Source organism: Pseudomonas sp. P110(2024), assembly GCF_057480795.1.
The window spans coordinates 565481-584835 of sequence record NZ_JBLIYT010000001.1; the positions used below are offsets into that span (position 1 = coordinate 565481).

Here is a 19355-nt window from a genome sequence, read left to right on the forward strand (position 1 = left end):
GGCGTTTTAAAGTTTACTAGCACTGGGCTTCAGCTGCCCATCAATATACAAGAGAGAGATATTTGAACCAGAAATAGCCGAATGGATTTCATTCATACTATCAACTTGTTTTTGACTCATCCCGAGATCAAGTATCAAGTAAATTGCCTTTCTGGACTTTTCCGATTTCATATACTCCGGAAGCTGACGCACTATACCACTTTTTATATGTGAATTGTCAGATTTCTTTATTTCCACAAGCACGCTATTTTCATTGTTTGAACCAAACTTGAAATCGACCGGGCCACGACCCGAGTTCGATTCCCTTGCTATCATAATTTTATTGGCTTCGCAGTAAGCCTCTGCTATCCCATAAAAAGCCAGTTGAATAGCAGTCTCATTTTTAACTTTCGACTTACCGTCATAGAACAGGGTGTTCAACCCATTATTCTCAACAAGTTGCCTAAACTTCTCACATATACACACAACCAGGGCATAAACCTCATCAAGTGTAGGATGTGCACTAAGCGAAAGTGATAAGGGATGTTCGGAAACGGCTTCCACACTACGCCGATACCAAGCATACTCCCCCTTTTTATCCTCATTAAAATCGTAAGGCTTCACATCTTTAGAAGCGTACTGATCCACAAGATCGTCAATTAAATCCGGATATTTAAGAACCAGCTTCTTCAGCTCTTCCTTTTTCATATTAGCGAGCGAACGCCAACTATTACCTACTAGTGCATTCAGAGTTTCGCGAACATCAGCACTACTGATCCCAATTTCATCAGAGCCACTCCACTCAAACGCCGAAGGCAAGTCACGAAGCAGCTCCTTTGGAACAAGCAATATAGGCTCTTTGGTAAATGGGTTTTTAGGTAGCCCTGTCCCCTTATCGATAGGTCCCGCCCATCCTTTCGGCAATATTTTCCCATAAGTATTGCGCGAATAAGTCAGGATATCTTCTCGAATAACATTTGCGGTCATATCACTAATACGATCCGCCCCGAAGTTATCTTCGAACAGCCCTACCAACTCAAAAAGTTCTGGATCACTGCGCCCTGCATCAATAATTAGCTTTGCAGTATCAAGTATTCGGTCTCGCAGCCCTTTCCCAATTCCGCTCCCGGCAGTACCACCCGTAGAATAACCTATACAAAGACCGCGAACTTCATGCCAACTCATTTTAGTGGCAGCAGACTTCCAGAATGGATCATGCTTACTTTTGCTGTGATGGAGCAACTTCCCAATTGCTAAAAATCTAGCCTGCAAATCAGAATAGCTGGAAGCAAACTCTGGGGTCTTGCAGTGCTTCAACAGCAAAGGGTCAATAAAAAGACGCGTATCGTGATCGAGGATAGGATCAAATACCCCGAGCGACTCCAACGTATTGTTGGGAATTCCGAGGTATTTTGATAAAGAGGTTGGCATGACAATCCCTGTGCATTGGCGTGTAGGGCAAAATGCCATGATGCGTAGGTACTTTCAAGCGCCTCTTGCCTTAGTCCACGCTCCGCCTGGGGAAATGGGGAATGACGGGTAGGCCGAGGGCAACACGAAGTGAACCTAGCAGCGAGGTCGACGCCCTAAACCCACTTGGGATAAGGTTGGCAGCTAGATAGAATGCGCAGCTGAGTGCACCACTTAGGTGTACCTAACCACTGTTCTACTCTAAGATTTTTGAGCGAGAAATCCTTGAGAACTCAAGGACTTAAGAAATGGAGGCGGCCCCACCAGCCACACCCCGGCACTCGATGTTCCCGCTATGGCTGCTCCCTTCCGGGCCTGACCAGGTTAACGGGTAATCAATGCGGGGGGACCGATGGGGCCACCACGACGGCTCGTCAGTTGACGAGCCGCGCCATTGTACAGCGCCGGGGCGAAGTTACAACCTTTGATCGTGAAAAAACCATCATTTCTCAAGGACTTGTGGCAAATCTATCGCGGGGCAAGCCCGCGCCCACGCCTCATCACCCGCGGGAGCGGGCTTGCCCGGCGAAAGGCAAGCGGGTTCAGACGCCGATACCACGCTCCGCCAGGAAGCCCACGAACGCCTCCTCGTCCATCACCGCGACGCCCAGCTCGGCGGCCTTGGCCAGCTTGGAGCCGGCGCCGGGCCCGGCGACCACGCAGTGGGTCTTGCCGGACACGGAGCCCGCCACCTTGGCCCCCAGGCTTTCCAACTTTTCCTTGGCGATATCACGGCTCATGCGCTCCAGGGTGCCGGTCAGCACCCAGGTCTGCCCCGCCAGCGGCAAGCCCTCGGCGGACTTCTTCTCGCACGACCAGTGCATGCCGAAGTCCAGCAACTGGGCCTCGATGGCACGGGCCAGTTGCTGGTTGGCCTCGACCTTGAAGAACTCGCGTACGCCTTCGGCCTGCTTGGTGTTCAGGGCCTGGCGCAGGTCGATACCGTCGGCGGCGATAATCCGCTCCAGGGTGCCCAGCTTGTCTACCAGTTTCTCGGCGCCGGTCGGGCCGACCGAGGGGATGTCGAGCTTGGCCAGCATTCCGGCCAGCGTGGTGCTGGCAGCGAACTCGGCGCCCAGCTCACCCTCGTCCTGCAACTGCATGCCGCAGGCCAGCAACTGCGCGATGACTTCGCGGTTGTGCGCGTCCTCGAAGAAGTTGTGGATCTCGTGGGCAACTTCCAGGCCGATGTCCGGCAGGTAGGTCAGTACCTGCGGCAACGCCACCTGCACTCGCGCCAGGCTGCCCAGGGACCGGGCCAGGACCTTGGCGGTCTCCTCGCCGACATCGGGGATGCCCAGCGCATAGATGAAGCGCGCCAGGCTCGGACGCTTGCTCGCCTCGATGGCAGCCAGCAGCTTGTTGCTCGACACCTCGGCAAAGCCTTCCAGCGCCACCACCTGGTCGAAGGTCAGGTGGTAGAGATCGGCCGGCGAGCGGATCAGGTTCTCGTCGACCAACTGCTCGACGCTCTTCTCGCCCAGGCCGTCGATGTCCATGGCCCGACGCGACACGTAGTGAATGATCGCCTGCTTGAGCTGGGCGGCGCAGCTCAGGCGCCCCACGCAACGGTACACCGCGCCTTCGCTGGTGGTTTCCTTGCCCTTGCTGCGCTTGACCAGCTGGGTGCGCTCGACCTGCGAGCCGCACACCGGGCACTGCGTGGGCACCTCGACCGGCCGGGCGTCCTGCGGACGGCGGTCGAGCACCACCTGCATCACCTGCGGGATCACATCGCCGGCGCGGCGGATGATCACCGTGTCGCCGATGCGCAGGCCCAGCCGGGCGATCTCATCCATGTTATGCAGGGTGGCGTTGGACACCGTCACGCCGGCCACCTTGACCGGCTTGAGCCGCGCCACCGGCGTCACCGCGCCGGTGCGCCCGACCTGGAACTCGACGTCGAGCACCTCGGTGAGCTCCTCCATGGCCGGGAACTTGTGGGCGATCGCCCAGCGCGGCTCACGGGCGCGGAAGCCCAGTTCACGCTGGGAGGCCAGGCTGTTGACCTTGAACACCACGCCATCGATTTCGTAGGGCAGGCCGTTGCGGCGGGCGCCGATGTCGCGGTAGTAGTCCAGGCACTCTTCGATACCGGCGGCATGGCGCAGCTCGCGGCTGATCGGCAGCCCCCAGGTCTTGAGCTTCTCGAGGATGCCGATATGGCTGTCGCCAAAGGCCTCGGACACCTGGCCAACGCCATAGCAGCAGAACTCCAGCGGGCGGCTGGCGGTGATCTTCGAGTCCAGTTGGCGCAGGCTGCCGGCCGCGGCGTTGCGCGGGTTGGCGAAGGTCTTGCCGCCGGCTTCGGCCTGCGCGGCGTTGAGCCGGTCGAAGCCGGCCTTGCTCATGTACACCTCGCCACGCACCTCCAGCACCGCCGGCCAGCCCTCGCCCTGAAGCTTGAGCGGGATGTTGCGCACGGTGCGCACGTTGGCGCTGATGTCCTCGCCGGTGGTACCGTCGCCGCGTGTGGCGCCCTGCACCAATTGGCCATCACGGTACAGCAGGCTCACCGCCAGGCCGTCGAGCTTCGGCTCGCAGCTGTAGTCCACCGCCGCCTGATCGCCGCCCGGCAGGTCCAGGCCTTCCACCACGCGACGGCCGAAATCACGCAGGTCGCCCTCCTCGAAGGCGTTGCCCAGGCTGAGCATGGGCACTTCGTGACGGACCTGGCTGAACGCCGCCAACGCCGCGCCACCGACGCGCTGGGTCGGAGAGTCCGGGGTCACCAGGTGCGGGTGCTCGGCCTCCAGCGCCTTGAGCTCGTTGAACAGGCGGTCGTATTCGGCATCGGGCACGCTGGGTTCGTCGAGCACGTAGTAGCGGTAGTTGTGCTGGTCGAGTTCGGCGCGCAGGGCATGGATTCGGGATTCGGCGTTCATGGGTCGTCTTCTCTTGCAAAGCAAAAGAGCAGCCCCAGGCTGCTCTTTTGCTTGTGTCAGTGCGGCGCGGATCGAGGCTGGATCCGCCCGCTCGTAAACATCAGCGTTTCTGGGTCAGGGCGCGGCGCTCGAACTCGACGATGCGCTGGCGATAGTGCTCGATGGTCTGGGCGGTCAGCACACTGCGCTGGTCGTCCTTGAGTTCACCGTTGAGCTCGTGGGCCAGCTTGCGCGCGGCAGCCACCATCACGTCGAAAGCCTGCTTGGGATGGCGCGGGCCGGGCAGACCGAGGAAGAAGCTCACCGCTCGGGTGCTGAAATGGTCGATGTCGTCCAGGTCGAACACGCCGGGCTTGACCGCGTTGGCCATGGAGAACAGCACTTCACCGTGGCCGGCCATGCTCTCGTGACGGTGGAAAATGTCCATCTCGCCGAAGCGCAGGCCGCTTTCGAGGATGTTCTGCAGCAGTGCCGGGCCCTTGAAGCCACTCTCGTCACGGGAAATGACGCTGATCACCAGCACTTCCTCGGCCGGTGGCAGCTCCTTGGCCGGCGTGCTCGGCGCGGTAAAGCCGTTGGCGCGGGTGTTGTCGGCGGCGAAATCGTCGTCGCCCCCCTCGAACAGGTCGGGCTCGCGGGGCTCGGCGGCCAGGTTCAGGTCACCCTGCTGCGGCTCGCTATGGTTGCGCTTGCCGCGCTTGGCCTTGGCCGGCTTGGGTTCGCGCTCGCGCTCCCGTTCGCGCGCGGGGGCGCTCACCGACGGCAGGTCGGACTCGTCCAGCTCGGGCTCTTTGTGGGTTTCCAGCACACGCGCAGGGCCGAGCACCTCGGCGCTGCCGCTGTCGTCGTCCGGGGCGTTGGCGTAACTACGGTCCAGACGGAACTTCAACTTGCCCTTGCCGCCGCGCATGCGGCGCCAGCCGTCGAAAAGAATACCGGCGATGACAATGATGCCGATGACGATCAGCCACTCGCGCAGACCGATTTCCATGTAATCCCGTGCCTCTATAAAAAATATGCTTGAAAACAAAGGCTTCAAAGGCCTTTAACACGTGGCGCCAACTCTATGTTCTGACAGGCGTTTTACCCACGCAAAAAACAAGTGACATTAAGCTAGCACGACCAAAGGCAACTTTACACCGTCTGTCGCGTCTGCTGAGGCTTTTGCCTACATGTTCACACCCTTTCTTTACCCCTTACGCATCGACCATGGCCATAGCCTCTTCCACATCAACTGCTACAAGACGTGAACAGCCCGGCTCATGCATGGTCACCCCCATCAACTGGTCGGCCATTTCCATGGCGATCTTGTTGTGGGTGATGTAGATGAACTGCACGGTCTCGCTCATTTCCTTGACCAGGCGGGCATACCGCCCGACGTTGGCATCGTCCAGCGGTGCATCGACCTCGTCGAGCATGCAGAACGGTGCTGGGTTCAACTTGAAGATGGCGAACACCAGGGCCAGGGCCGTGAGTGCCTTCTCGCCGCCGGACAGCAGATGGATGGTGCTGTTCTTCTTGCCCGGCGGGCGCGCCATGATCGTCACCCCTGTATCGAGTAGATCTTCGCCCGTCAGTTCCAGATAAGCGCTGCCGCCACCGAAAACTTTTGGGAAAAGTGCCTGTAATCCGGCATTTATCTGATCAAAGGTATCCTTGAAGCGGTTGCGGGTTTCCTTGTCGATCTTGCGGATGACGTTTTCCAGGGTCTCCAGCGCCTCGACCAGGTCGGCGTCCTGGGCATCCAGGTAACGCTTGCGTTCGGACTGCTGTTCGTATTCCTCGATGGCCGCCAGGTTGATCGCGCCCAGGCGCTGGATACGTGCCTCGAGCTGCTCCAGGGCCTGCTCGGTGCCCTGCTCGCTGGCGTCGGCCTCGAGCGTGGCGAGCACGCCCTGAAGATCGTAGCCGTCGGCGAGCAATTGTTCCTGCAAGGTCTTGCGCCGCACATCCAACCCCTGGGACTCCAGGCGCTGCTGCTCCAGCTGGCCGCGCAGCAGTTGCGACTGCTGCTCGGCCTGGGTACGGCGCCGCTCGGCATCGCGCAGCTCGCGATCGGCCTCATCCATGTGCAGGCGCGCCTGACGCATTTCCTCGTCGACGCTCATGCGTCGTTCCAGCAGTTCCTCGAGCTTGAGGCGCAATTCTTCCAGCGGTGCCTCGCCCTCCTCCAGGTTCAGGTTCAACTGCTCCTGACGCTCGCTCAAGCGCGCGGCCTGCTGCTCCAGGCGTTCAAGCGCCTGGCGGGTCGAGTCGTGCTGGGCGCGCAGCGAGCCCAGGCGCACGGCCAGCTGGTGGGCATGGTCCTTGTGCTGGCGGGCCTCCTGACGGATGCGGTCAAGACCTTCGCGCAGGGTGTCGCGGCGCGCCATCAACAGCTCTCGCTGTTCGGTACCCTGGGCCATCAGGTCCAGGGCTTCCTGCAGCAACAGGCGCGCCTCGCCCAGTTGCTCGTGCTCCAGGGCGCGCTGCTCCTGCAGCTCGGCCAGTTCTTCCTGCAGGCGGCGGCGGCGCAGCTCCAGCTGTTCGGCACGGGCACGGCCGGCGGACAGGCGCGCCTTGAGCTCGCCATGCTGGCGGCTTTCGTCCTGGCTGCGACGGCGCAGTTGCTCGCGCTGCTCTTCCAGATCGAGCTGCTGCTCGCGCAGGCGTTGCAGCTGCTCGTCGAGCTGCTCGAGCAAGGCCTCCTGTTCCAACTGCTCCCGGCCCAGGCGCTCGATCTCCTGGCCACGGGCCAGCACGCCACCTTGGGCCTCGCCCCCTCGGCTGACCCGCAGGAAATGCCGCCCGACCCAATAGCCGTCGCGGCTGACCAGGCTCTGCCCGGCGCCCAGCGAGCCCCGCCGTGACAGGGCCTGTTCCAGGGTCTCCACCGGCATGACCTGGCCCAGCCAGGGCGACAGGTCGACGCTTCCTTCGACCTTGTCGAGCAGGCTGCCAGTAACACTCGCGCCCTGCGCGCCGGCCATCAGCAGGCGCAGCTCGCCCTGCTCCAGCGCGGCGAATTCCAGGCCTGTGAAGTCATCCAGCAGCACCGCCTGCAGATCGGCGCCCAGCACAGTTTCCACCGCCAGCTCCCAGCCGGGCTCGACCCGCAGCCCCTCGGCCAGCCGGGGACGCTGCTCCAGGCCCTGGGCACGCAGCCAGTCGGCGGCCCCGACTCCCGGCTCCAGCGCGGCCTGCTGCAAGGCTTCGAGAGACGCCAAGCGCCCGCCCAGACGCTGCAGGTCGCCCTGCTGCTGTTGCTGCGCCTGGTTGGCCTGTTGCATCTGCTCGCGCAATGCGTCCAACTGCTCGACCACCTGCCGCTCCTGCAACTGGAGGTCTTCGAGCAGCAACTCACTGCTGGCCACCTGCTCGTCCAGGTCGCAGGTCTCGGTATCTTGCGAATCGCCGCCGAGCTGGTCACGCTCCTCGCCCAGCTTGCGCTGGCGCTCGGCCAGGCGTTCCAGGCTGGCCTCCAGCTGCGCCAGGCGCGCCTGCTGCACTTCGGCCTGGCGGCGCGGCTCGGCGGAGCGGGTGTTGAAACTGTCCCACTGCTCCTGCCAGCCGTGCATGCCCAGCTCGGCCTCCTCCAGGGTCGCGGCGGCCTCCTCGGCCGCGGCCAGGGTCAGTTCCTGCTCGGGTTCGAGCATGGCCAGTTCTTCACCCAGGGTCGCCAGCAAGGTGCGGTCGTGCCCCAGGTGCGATTCGGTTTCCAGACGGCTGCGTTCGGCCTCCTTGAGGTCATCCTGCAACTGACGCAGGCGCTGCTGGCCGTGCTGGATGCTCTGCTCGACCCGGGCGATATCGCCGGCCACCGAATAGAAGCGGCCCTGCACCTGGTTGAAGCGCTCGGACAGCTCATGATGGCCGTCGCGCAGGCGCTCGATGCTGGCATCGGCGTTACGCTGCTCGGCCACCAGGGCCTCGAAGGCGATCTCCTGGTCGCCAATGACCGTCTCACGCTGACGCACCCGCTGGTCCAGGTCGCGCCAGCGCAGGGCCGCCAGACGCGCCTTGAGCTGGCGCTCCTCGGCCTTGTACTCGCGGTACTTCTCGGCGGCCTGGGCCTGGCGGTGCAGGCGCTCGAGCTGGCGTTCCAGCTCTTCGCGCAGGTCGGTCAGGCGCGCCAGGTTCTCCTGGGTGCGGCGGATGCGGTTCTCGGTCTCGCGGCGGCGCTCCTTGTACTTGGAGATGCCTGCCGCCTCCTCGATGAAGTTGCGCAGCTCCTCGGGCTTGGCCTCGATCAGCTTGGAGATCATGCCCTGCTCGATGATCGAATAGCTGCGCGGCCCCAGGCCCGTGCCGAGAAAGATATCGGTGATATCACGGCGCCGGCACTTGGTGCCGTTGAGGTAATAGGTGTTCTGCCCGTCGCGGGTGACCTTGCGGCGGATCGAGATCTCGGCGTAGGCGGCGTACTCACCGACCAGGGAGTTGTCGCTGTTGTCGAATACCAGCTCGATGCTGGCCTGGCTGACCGGCTTGCGGCTGGTGGAGCCGTTGAAGATGACATCGGTCATCGACTCGCCACGCAGGTTCTTGGCCGAGCTTTCGCCCATCACCCAGCGCACCGCGTCGATGATATTGGACTTGCCGCAGCCATTGGGGCCGACCACGGCCGCCATGTTGCTGGGAAAGTTGACCGTGGTCGGGTCGACGAAGGACTTGAACCCGGCCAGGCGGATGCACTTCAGGCGCATCGATCAGACCCGCGCCAGCGCCGCCAGCACCAGTTCGCAACTGCGCTGGCAATAGGCGGTGAGCACCTCGCGGATGCGCGGCAGGTCGCGGGCGACCACGGCTTCGAGCAGGCGGGCGAACAGCTCCAGGTAGTCGACCATGTTGGCTTGGCGCTGGTCCAGGGCCAGGTAGTAGGCGCGGCTCATCGCCGGCTGCAGGTTCTCGACGGTTTCCTGCAGGTACGGGTTGTTGGCGAACGGATAGGCGGCGCGCATCACCGCGAAGCTGTCGGCGACGAAGGCCTTGATGTCCTTGGCGGCATGGGCCTGCTTGAGGCGCTGCTGGATGTCCAGGAACGGGCGCAGGTCGCTGTCACTGCGCCAATGCTGGGCAACGGCGTTGCCCAGCAGGATGTAGAACTCGCCCATCAGGGTGCACAGGCTGCGCACGCTGTTGTCGTCCAGCTCGGTCACATGGGCCCCGCGGCGCGGCAGGATCGCCACCAGATGGCGGCGTTCGAGGATAAGCAGCGCCTCGCGCACCGAGCCACGGCTGACGTTGAGGGCCTGGGTGACCTTCTGCTCCTGGATGCGCTCGCCAGGTGCGAGTTCGCCGCGGATGATCCGCTCGGCCAGGTAGTGGGCAATTTGCTCGGAGAGGCTGTCCGGCGCCTTGAACGTCATGGTTTTCCTTCGCGATCTGGGTAGCTGTGCACAAGGGCGCGATTGTAGCGCACTTGTCCCGTGCCCGCGCAGCGGCGCGACGCGCTTTGTGCGACTGGCGGGTCAACTTTCCCACTCGGCGCGAACTATGCTTGGAGAAAGGCTCGATGAAGCGGTTCGGAAGGCCTCTGGGCAAAATCTTGACCTTTGGGTCAGAAAATTATTGACCTCAGGGTCAAGCGTTGCTTAGAGTCCGCCCGAACAACAATAAAACCATTGCGAGGCCCTCCCCCGTGATCCAGTTTCTCGTCAACCAGGAGCTGCGCAGCGAGCACGCCCTGGACCCGAACATGACGGTGCTGCAATACCTGCGCGAGCACCTGGGCAAACCCGGCACCAAGGAAGGCTGCGCCAGCGGCGACTGCGGCGCCTGCACCGTGGTCGTCGGCGAACTCGTCCAGGACGATCAAGGCAGCGACAGCATCCGCTACCGCAGCCTCAACTCATGCCTGACGTTCGTGTCCTCCCTGCACGGCAAGCAGCTGATCAGCGTCGAGGGTCTCAAGCACCAAGGTGAACTGCACAGCGTGCAGAAGGCCATGGCCGACTGCCATGGTTCGCAGTGCGGCTTCTGCACCCCCGGTTTTGTCATGTCGCTGTTCGCCCTGCAGAAGAACAGCGAGGGCCACGACCTGCACCAGGCCCAGGAGGCCCTGGCCGGCAACCTGTGCCGCTGCACCGGCTACCGGCCGATCCTTGCCGCCGCCGAACAGAGCTGCGCCCAACCCTGTCGTGACCAATTCGACGCCCAGCAGGCGCAGACCATCGCTCGTCTCAAGGCCATCGCCCCGCAACAGACCGGCGAGCTCAACAGCGGCGACAAGCGCTGCCTGGTGCCGCTGACCGTGGCCGACCTGGCCGACCTCTACAGTTCGCACCCCGAGGCGCGCCTGCTGGCCGGCGGCACCGACCTGGCGCTGGAGGTCACCCAGTTCCATCGCACCCTGCCGGTGATGATCTACGTCGGCCATGTCGCCGAGCTCAAGCGCATCGACAAGACCGCCACCCACCTGGAGATCGGCGCCGCCACCCCGCTGACCGACTGCTACACCGCGCTCAACCAGGAGTACCCCGATTTCGGCGACCTGCTGCACCGCTTCGCCTCGCTGCAGATCCGCAACCAGGGCACCCTGGGCGGCAACATCGGCAACGCCTCGCCGATCGGCGACTCGCCGCCCCTGCTGATCGCCCTGGACGCGCAGATCGTCCTGCGCCAGGGCGAGCGCCAGCGTACCCTGGCCCTGGAAGACTACTTCATCGACTACCGCATCACCGCGCGCCAGGACAGCGAGTTCATCGAGAAGATCATCGTGCCGCGCGCCAGCAATGACTGGGCGTTCCGCGCCTATAAAGTGTCCAAGCGCCTGGACGACGATATCTCCGCCGTGTGCGCGGCGTTCAACCTGAGCATCGAGAACGGCGTGGTCAGCGGCGTGCGCATCGCCTTCGGCGGCATGGCGGCGATCCCCAAACGCGCCCGCGCCTGCGAGGCCGCGCTGCGCGGCAAGCCATGGAACCAGGCCAGCATCGAGCGTGCCTGCCAGGCCCTGGCCGAGGACTTCACCCCGCTCAGCGACTTCCGCGCCAGCCGCGAGTACCGCCTGCTGACCGCGCAGAACCTGCTGCGCAAGTACTTCATCGAACTGCAAACGCCGCACATCGAAACCCGGGTGACCGCCTATGTCTAACCATCACGCCGTCAAGAGCCAGGCCGAGATGGCCGCACTGTTCAGCCAGGACCTGACCACCGGGGTCGGCCGCAGCCTCAAGCACGACAGCGCCGACAAGCATGTGGCGGGCGAGGCGGTGTACATCGACGACCGCCTGGAATTCCCCAACCAGCTGCACGTCTATGCGCGCACCGCGGATCGCGCCCATGCGCGCATCCTGCGCATCGACACCACGCCCTGCTACCAGTTCGAAGGCGTGCGCATTGCCATCACCCACGAGGACATTCCGGGGCTCAAGGACATCGGCCCGGTGGTGGCCGGCGACCCGCTGCTGGCCATCGACAAGGTCGAGTTCTTCGGCCAGCCGGTGCTTGCCGTGGCCGCCCGCGACCTGGACACCGCCCGTCGCGCTGCCATGGCCGCCATCGTCGAATACGAAGATCTGGAACCGGTGCTCGATGTGGTCGAGGCGCTGCGCAAGAAACACTTCGTGCTCGACAGCCACACCCACAAGCGCGGCGATTCGGACGCAGCCCTGACCAGCGCCCCGCACCGCATCCAGGGCAGTCTGCACATCGGCGGCCAGGAGCACTTCTATCTGGAAACCCAGATCAGCTCGGTGATGCCCAGCGAAGACGGCGGCATGATCGTGTACTGCTCCACGCAGAACCCCACCGAGGTGCAGAAGCTGGTCGCCGAGGTGCTCGACGTGCCGATGCACAAGATCGTCGTCGACATGCGCCGCATGGGCGGCGGCTTCGGCGGCAAGGAAACCCAGGCCGCCAGCCCCGCCTGCCTGTGCGCGGTGATCGCGCGCCTGACCGGCCAGCCGACCAAGATGCGCCTGCCCCGTGTCGAAGACATGATGATGACCGGCAAGCGCCATCCGTTCTACGTCGAGTATGACGTCGGCTTCGACGACACTGGCCGCCTGCACGGCATCAACTTCGACCTGGCCGGCAACTGCGGCTACTCGCCCGACCTGTCCGGCTCGATCGTCGACCGCGCCATGTTCCACTCCGACAACGCCTACTACCTGGGCGACGCCACGGTGCACGGCCACCGCTGCAAGACCAACACCGCCTCCAACACCGCCTACCGCGGCTTCGGCGGCCCGCAAGGGATGGTTGCCATCGAGCAGGTGATGGACCATATCGCCCGCCACCTGGCGCTGGACCCGCTGGCGGTGCGCAAGGCCAACTACTACGGCAAGACCGAGCGCAACGTCACCCACTACTACCAGACCGTCGAGCACAACATGCTCGAGGAGATGACCGCCGAGATCGAGGCGAGCAGCGACTACCACGAGCGCCGCGAATCGATCCGCCGCTTCAACGCCAACAGCCCGGTGCTGAAAAAGGGCCTGGCGCTGACCCCGGTGAAGTTCGGCATCTCGTTCACCGCCACCTTCCTCAACCAGGCCGGTGCCTTGATCCACATCTATACCGACGGCAGCATCCACCTCAACCACGGCGGCACCGAGATGGGCCAAGGCCTGAACACCAAGGTGGCCCAGGTGGTGGCCCAGGTGTTCCAGGTCGACTTCAACCGTATCCAGATCACCGCCACCAACACCGACAAGGTACCCAACACCTCGCCGACCGCGGCCTCCAGCGGCGCCGACCTGAACGGCAAGGCGGCGCAGAATGCCGCCGAGATCCTCAAGAAACGCCTGACCGAGTTCGCCGCCCGGCACTACAACGTCACCGAGGAAGACGTCGAGTTCCGCAACGGCCATGTACGCGTGCGCGACCAGATCGTCAGCTTCGAGCACCTGGTGCAGCAGGCCTACTTCGCTCAGGTGTCGCTGTCGACCACCGGTTTCTACCGCACGCCGAAGATCTTCTACGATCGCGCCCAGGCCCGCGGCCGGCCGTTTTACTACTACGCCTTCGGTGCGGCGTGCGTGGAGGTGATCGTCGACACCCTGACCGGCGAGTACAAGATGCTGCGCGCCGACATCCTGCACGACGTCGGTGACTCGCTGAACCCGGCCATCGATATCGGCCAGGTCGAAGGCGGCTTCGTCCAGGGCATGGGCTGGCTGACCACCGAGGAGCTGGTGTGGAACGCCAAGGGCAAGCTGATGACCAACGGCCCGGCCAGCTACAAGATCCCGGCGGTGGCCGACATGCCGATCGACATGCGCGTCAAGCTGGTGGAGAACCGCAAGAACCCCGAGGACACAGTGTTCCATTCCAAGGCCGTGGGCGAGCCGCCGTTCATGCTCGGCATCGCCGCCTGGTGCGCGATCAAGGACGCGGTGGCGAGCATCGCCGACTACCGTGTACAGCCCGAGATCGACGCACCGTCGACGCCGGAGCGGGTGTTGTGGGGCTGCGAGCAGATGCGCAAGGCGGTGGCCGCGGCTCAGCCTGCCGAACAGCAACTGGAACCCGTGACGCACTGACGCCGCGCTCCCTGTAGGCGCGACCTTGCGTTGCGCCCACAGGGGACCGAGGAGGACTGAAGACATGCACCAATGGATCAACGCCCTCGCCGACCATCAAGCCCGCGGCGAACCCTGCGTCCTGGTGACCATCATCGAGGAACGCGGCTCCACGCCGCGCAACGCCGGCTCGAAAATGGTGGTCAGCGCCAGCGCGCTGTACGACACCATCGGCGGCGGCCACCTGGAATTCAAGGCCCTGCACATCGCCCGGCAGATGCTCGAGGAACATCGCAGCACCCCGCATCTGGAGCGTTTCAGCCTTGGCGCCAGCCTCGGCCAGTGCTGCGGCGGCGCCACCGTGCTGCTGTTCGAGCCGATGACCGGCGTGCAGGCCGAGATCGCGGTGTTCGGCGCGGGCCATGTCGGCCGCGCTCTGGTACCCTTGCTCGCCGCGCTGCCCTGCCGGGTGCGCTGGATCGACTCGCGCGAGCAGGAGTTCCCCGACGTCATCCCCAACGGGGTGAGCCGGATCGTCAGCGAAGAGCCGGTCGACGAAGTCGCCGACCTGCCCGCCGGCAGCTACTGCATCGTCATGACCCACAATCACCAGCTGGACCTGGAACTGACCGCCGCGATCCTCAAGCGCAACGATTTCACCTGGTTCGGCCTGATCGGCTCGAAGACCAAGCGGGTCAAGTTCGAGCACCGCCTGCGCGAGCGCGGTTTCGACGACGCCCTGATGGCGCGAATGCGCTGCCCGATGGGCCTGGCCGAGGTCAAGGGCAAGCTGCCGATCGAGATCGCCGTGTCCATCGCCGCCGAGATCATTGCCACCTACAACGCCTGCTTCGGCCAGCACGACGCTGCCGCCAACTCAGGCCCCATCGCCCAGTTGCTGCCGTCCTCGCGACGCAGCCAGATCCTTTGACGAGAGCCCCATGAGCGCAACCCGCAAAGCCTACCGAGCCGCCATCCTGCACAGCATCGCCGACCCCGCCGAGGTCGGCCTGGAGGCGTCCTGCGAATACTATGAAGATGGCCTGCTGGTGGTCGACAACGGCCGCATCAGCGCCCTGGGCCATGCCAGCGAGCTGCTGCCGACCCTCGACGCCGATATTCCGGTGCAGCACTACCAGGACGCCCTGATCACCCCGGGCTTCATCGACACCCACATCCACTTCCCGCAGACCGGCATGATCGGCTCCTACGGCGAGCAACTGCTGGACTGGCTGAACACCTACACCTTCCCCTGCGAGAAGCAGTTCGCCGACAAGGCCCACGCCGACCAGGTGGCGAAGATCTTCCTCAAGGAACTGCTGCGCAACGGCACCACCACCGCCCTGGTGTTTGGCAGCGTGCACCCCGAGTCGGTCAACGCCCTGTTCGAGGAGGCCGAGCGCCTTGACCTGCGCATGATCGCCGGCAAGGTGATGATGGACCGCAACGCCCCCGACTACCTGACCGACACCGCCGAATCCAGCTACCGCGACAGCAAGGCGCTGATCGAACGCTGGCACGGCAAGGGCCGCCTGCACTACGCGGTCACCCCACGCTTCGCGCCGACCAGCACGCCGGAGCAGCTGAGCGTGGCCGGCCAGTTGCTCAAGGAGCACCCGGGCGTGTACATGCACACCCACCTGTCGGAGAACCTCAAGGAGATCGACTGGGTCAAGTCGCTGTTCCCCGAGCAGAAAGGCTACCTGGACGTCTACGACCACTTCGAGCTGCTCGGCGAGCGCTCGGTGTTCGCCCACGGCGTGCACCTGTGCGACGACGAATGCCAGCGCCTGGCCGAGACCGGCTCGGCCATCGCCTTCTGCCCGACCTCCAACCTGTTCCTGGGCAGCGGCCTGTTCAACCTGCCCCAGGCCGAGCGTTTCAAGGTCAACGTGGGCTTGGGCACCGACGTCGGCGCCGGCACCAGTTTCTCGCTGCTCAATACCTTGAACGAGGCATACAAGGTGATGCAGTTGCAAGGCGCGCGCCTGCACCCGTACAAGTCGCTGTACCTGGCCACCCTCGGCGGCGCCCGCGCCCTGCGCCTGGACGACCGCATCGGCAGCCTGCGCCCGGGCAATGACGCCGACTTCGTGGTGCTCGACTACAAGGCCACGCCGCTGCTGGACTACCGTCTGCAGCAGTCGAAGAACATCGAGGAGACCTTGTTCGTGCTCACCACCCTGGGCGACGACCGCACCGTACGCGAGACCTACGCCGCCGGGCGTTGCGTGCACCAGCGCTAAGGCTGTTTCGCCAGGCCTCGATAGAGCGCACCGCCGATCGCCGCGCCGATCAGCGGTGCCACCCAGAACAGCCACAGCTGCTGGACGGCCCAGCCACCGACGAACAACGCCGGCCCCGTGCTGCGCGCCGGGTTCACCGAGGTGTTGGTTACCGGGATCGAGATCAAGTGGATCAGCGTCAATGCAAGACCGATGGCGATCGGCGCGAACCCCGCCGGCGCCCGGGCATCGGTGGCGCCCATGATGATCACCAGGAACATCGCGGTCATCACCACTTCACTGGCAAAGCCTGCCGCCAAGGTGTACCCGCCGGGCGAGTGCTCGCCGTAGCCGTTTGAAGCCAACCCATTGGCCAGCTCGAAACCGGCCTTGCCGCTGGCGATGAAGTAGATCACCGCTGCGGCGAGGATCGCGCCGATCACCTGGGCGATCACATAGGGCAGCAACTCCTTCGCCGGGAAGCGCCCGCCCACCACCAGGCCGAACGACACGGCGGGATTGAGGTGACAACCGGAGATATGACCGATGGCGAAGGCCATGGTCAGGACCGTCAGGCCGAAGGCGAAGGCAACACCGAGGACACCGATGCCGACCGGGGAACTGGCGGCCAGCACCGCGCTGCCGCACCCGCCAAGGACCAACCAGAACGTGCCGACCAACTCGGCACCCATGCGCACACCCAGGGACGAACTCATGGAGCATTCCTCAAGTAATTGGACGCAACGACTGCGCAAGCCCAACTGCCTGATGAAGGTTTGCTGAAGAGAAATCTAGCAGAGCTTTGGCCGGTGGCCAGAAACGACCAGGGGCCGCAAAGCGGCCCCTGGTTCATGCAGGCAAACGATCAACCCTTGGCGGTGGCCTTGGGCTTTTTCAGCAGGTGCGAGAACACCGCGTGCAGATCGTCCGAGGCGCTCTCCTCGTCGAGGTTGAGCTTGCTGTCGATATGATCCATGTGGTGCATCATCAGGCTCACCGCCTGTTCGGCGTCACGGGCCTCGATGGCGTCGATCAGTTGCATGTGCTCGTCGTACGAGCAGTGCGAGCGGTTGCCGCTTTCGTACTGGGCGATGATCAGCGAGGTCTGCGACACCAAGCTGCGCTGGAAACTCACTAGTGGCGCATTACCTGCGGCCTCGGCCAGCTTGAGGTGGAATTCGCCGGACAGACGAATACCGGCGCCGCGGTCGCCGCGGGAGAAGCTGTCGCGCTCCTCGCGGACCATCTGGCGCAGTTCGTTGAGCTGCTCGGCGGTGGCGTGCTGCACGGCCAGTTCGGTGATGGCGCGCTCGACCATGCGCCGAGAGAAGAACACCTGGCGCGCCTCTTCCACCGTCGGGCTGGCCACCACCGCGCCGCGGTTCGGCCGCAGCAGCACCACGCTTTCATGAGCCAGGCGCGACAGGGCGCGGCGGATGATGGTGCGGCTGACGCCGAAAATTTCGCCCAGTGCTTCCTCGCTCAACTTGGTGCCCGGGGCCAGGCGCTGCTCGAGGATCGCCTCGAAGATGTGCGCGTAGACGATGTCGTCCTGGGTACCGCTGCGGCCGGCCTTGCCGGTACGCGCAGGTTTTTTCAGAGGTTGCAGCTGTTCGTTCATGGGCGCTCGAGCACAAGGGATCTGCCAGTCGGACCGTGACTGTAATGCCCGTCGACGGGGGGATGGCAAGTCCGGAAAGAAGATAATGGGCCAAGGTATGGCGCCATTGTACACAGGCTGACCCGTTTCTGCAGGTGGCCTTTTACCTATATAGCCGTTGTACGACCGTTTGTACGCACAAAAGATAAAACATTATTTGCTTTATTTGTACACAAAAGCATAATCCTGCGAGCAACTTCCTGACCCATAAGTCAACAAAATGGTCGGACGTCTGCCACACCCTCCCTCGCGAAGCCCCCAAGTGCGTCGGCTCAGGACCAGGCTTCGAACAACAAGAAAGACTTGAGGAGTACTCGCTGTGGAAAGCCGCAAATCCGAAGCACCTACGCTGGATCTCGCCCCACCGCTCGAATCGGGCTGGCTGGAGCGGATTTTCAAACTCAAGCGACACGGCACGACCGTCAGGACCGAACTGATCGCCGGGGTGACCACCTTCATCACCATGGCCTACATCATCTTCGTCAACCCCAACATCATGGCCGACGCCGGTATCGACCACGGCGCGGCGTTCGTCGCCACCTGCATCGCCGCCGCCCTGGGCTGCCTGCTGATGGGCCTGTACGCCAACTGGCCTGTGGGCCTGGCGCCGGGCATGGGGCTCAACGCCTTCTTCACCTACACCGTGGTCGGCACCATGGGCTACAACTGGGAAACGGCGCTGGGGGCGGTATTCGTCTCGGGCGTGCTGTTCATGTTCCTGACGGTTTCGCGGGTGCGCGAGTGGCTACTCAACAGCATCCCGGTAAGCCTGCGCCATGCCATGGGGGCCGGCGTCGGATTGTTCCTCGGGCTGATCGGCCTGAAGACCGCCGGCATCATCGTCGACAGCCCGGCCACCCTGGTCAAGCTGGGCTCGCTGCATGAGCCCGGCCCGCTGCTGGCGGCCGTGTGCTTCCTGTTGATCGCCATCCTCAGCTACAAGCGGGTGTTCGGCGCGATCCTGATCAGCATCATCGGCGTCACCCTGGCCGGCTGGGGCCTGGGCTTGGTCAAGTTCGGCGGGGTAATGTCGATGCCGCCGAGCCTGGCGCCGACCTGGATGGCCATGGACGTGGCCGGGGTGTTCAACGTCAGCATGATCAGCGTGGTGCTGGCGTTCCTGTTCGTGCACATGTTCGACACCGCCGGCACGCTGATGGGCGTGGCCCAGCGCGCCAACCTGGTGGCGCCGGACGGACGCATCGAGAACCTGTCACGGGCGCTCAAGGCCGACAGCACCTCCAGCGTGTTCGGCGCGGTGGTCGGCGTGCCGCCGGTGACCAGCTACGTGGAAAGTGCCGCGGGCGTGGCGGCGGGTGGGCGTACCGGCCTGACGGCCGTGGTGGTCGGCGTGCTGTTCGTTGCCGCGATGTTCTTCGCCCCGCTGGCCGGGATGATTCCGGCCTATGCCACCGCCGGCGCGTTGATCTACGTGGCGATGCTGATGATGGGCAGCATGGCACATATCGAGTGGGACGAAGCCACCGACAGCATTCCGGCGATCGTCACGGTGATCATGATGCCGCTGACCTTCTCGGTGGCGGACGGCATCGCCCTGGGCTTCATCAGCTACGTGGCGCTGAAGGCGGGTACCGGCAAGTACAAGGAAATTTCGGCCAGCCTGTGGGTGCTGTGCGCCATCTTCATTGCGAAGTTTGTGTTCCTCTGATCAGCGAGATTCATTCGACTC

General features: G+C 63.8%; 12 protein-coding genes and 1 other RNA gene. 5 read left to right on the top strand and 8 right to left on the bottom strand.

Features of this window, described 5'->3' with window-relative positions:
* Positions 1–6: 6 nt before the first annotated feature.
* From AC25ND_RS02695 to AC25ND_RS02720, 6 genes are all read right to left on the bottom strand, one after another.
* Complete coding sequence (locus AC25ND_RS02695) at positions 7–1410, bottom strand: hypothetical protein (protein WP_486976089.1); 1404 nt, start codon at positions 1408–1410, stop codon at positions 7–9.
* A gap of 297 nt (positions 1411–1707) precedes the next feature.
* Positions 1708–1804, bottom strand: an RNA gene (gene ffs / locus AC25ND_RS02700) — signal recognition particle sRNA small type.
* A 187-nt stretch (positions 1805–1991) separates the two neighbouring features.
* Positions 1992–4334: an NAD-dependent DNA ligase LigA gene (gene ligA / locus AC25ND_RS02705; RefSeq protein WP_186596114.1), complete on the bottom strand. Its 2343-nt coding sequence runs from the start codon at positions 4332–4334 to the stop codon at positions 1992–1994.
* A 100-nt stretch (positions 4335–4434) separates the two neighbouring features.
* A complete protein-coding gene (gene zipA, locus AC25ND_RS02710; protein ID WP_028692857.1) occupies positions 4435–5325 on the bottom strand; it encodes a cell division protein ZipA in 891 nt (296 codons plus the stop codon).
* 205 nt (positions 5326–5530) lie between these two features.
* Positions 5531–9019 (bottom strand): chromosome segregation protein SMC, encoded by a 3489-nt coding sequence (smc, locus tag AC25ND_RS02715; RefSeq protein ID WP_186596112.1) that lies wholly within the window; start codon positions 9017–9019, stop codon positions 5531–5533.
* Between the two features lie 3 nt (positions 9020–9022).
* On the bottom strand, positions 9023–9682 hold the full coding sequence (locus tag AC25ND_RS02720; RefSeq protein ID WP_062574696.1) for a GntR family transcriptional regulator: 660 nt from the start codon (positions 9680–9682) through the stop codon (positions 9023–9025).
* A 272-nt stretch (positions 9683–9954) separates the two neighbouring features.
* Between AC25ND_RS02720 and xdhA the strand changes: the two genes are divergently transcribed.
* From xdhA to guaD, 4 genes are all read left to right on the top strand, one after another.
* The gene (gene xdhA, locus AC25ND_RS02725) at positions 9955–11409 is read left to right on the top strand and encodes a xanthine dehydrogenase small subunit (RefSeq protein WP_028692854.1); all 1455 of its coding nucleotides are present in this window, start codon (positions 9955–9957) and stop codon (positions 11407–11409) included.
* The gene (gene xdhB, locus AC25ND_RS02730) at positions 11402–13801 is read left to right on the top strand and encodes a xanthine dehydrogenase molybdopterin binding subunit (RefSeq protein ID WP_069017289.1); all 2400 of its coding nucleotides are present in this window, start codon (positions 11402–11404) and stop codon (positions 13799–13801) included. The genes xdhA and xdhB overlap by 8 nt, the downstream gene beginning before the upstream one ends.
* Before the next feature lie 64 nt (positions 13802–13865).
* Positions 13866–14711, top strand: coding sequence for a xanthine dehydrogenase accessory protein XdhC (gene xdhC / locus AC25ND_RS02735; RefSeq protein WP_186596102.1), 846 nt, complete (start codon positions 13866–13868; stop codon positions 14709–14711).
* Between the two features lie 10 nt (positions 14712–14721).
* The gene (gene guaD / locus AC25ND_RS02740; protein ID WP_062362535.1) at positions 14722–16026 is read left to right on the top strand and encodes a guanine deaminase; all 1305 of its coding nucleotides are present in this window, start codon (positions 14722–14724) and stop codon (positions 16024–16026) included.
* On the opposite strand, the gene aqpZ is transcribed toward guaD, so the two are convergent.
* Together aqpZ and AC25ND_RS02750 are read right to left on the bottom strand one after the other, a co-directional pair.
* A complete protein-coding gene (gene aqpZ / locus AC25ND_RS02745) occupies positions 16023–16721 on the bottom strand; it encodes an aquaporin Z (RefSeq protein ID WP_028692850.1) in 699 nt (232 codons plus the stop codon). The two genes, guaD and aqpZ, sit on opposite strands and share 4 nt — an antisense overlap.
* A gap of 149 nt (positions 16722–16870) precedes the next feature.
* A complete protein-coding gene (locus AC25ND_RS02750; RefSeq protein ID WP_028692849.1) occupies positions 16871–17626 on the bottom strand; it encodes a GntR family transcriptional regulator in 756 nt (251 codons plus the stop codon).
* Between the two features lie 358 nt (positions 17627–17984).
* On the opposite strand from AC25ND_RS02750, the gene AC25ND_RS02755 reads away from it, so the two are divergent.
* Positions 17985–19334 carry an NCS2 family permease gene (locus AC25ND_RS02755; RefSeq protein ID WP_062362540.1) on the top strand — a complete coding sequence of 450 codons (1350 nt, stop codon included), beginning with the start codon at positions 17985–17987 and terminating at the stop codon, positions 19332–19334.
* Positions 19335–19355 lie beyond the last annotated feature (21 nt).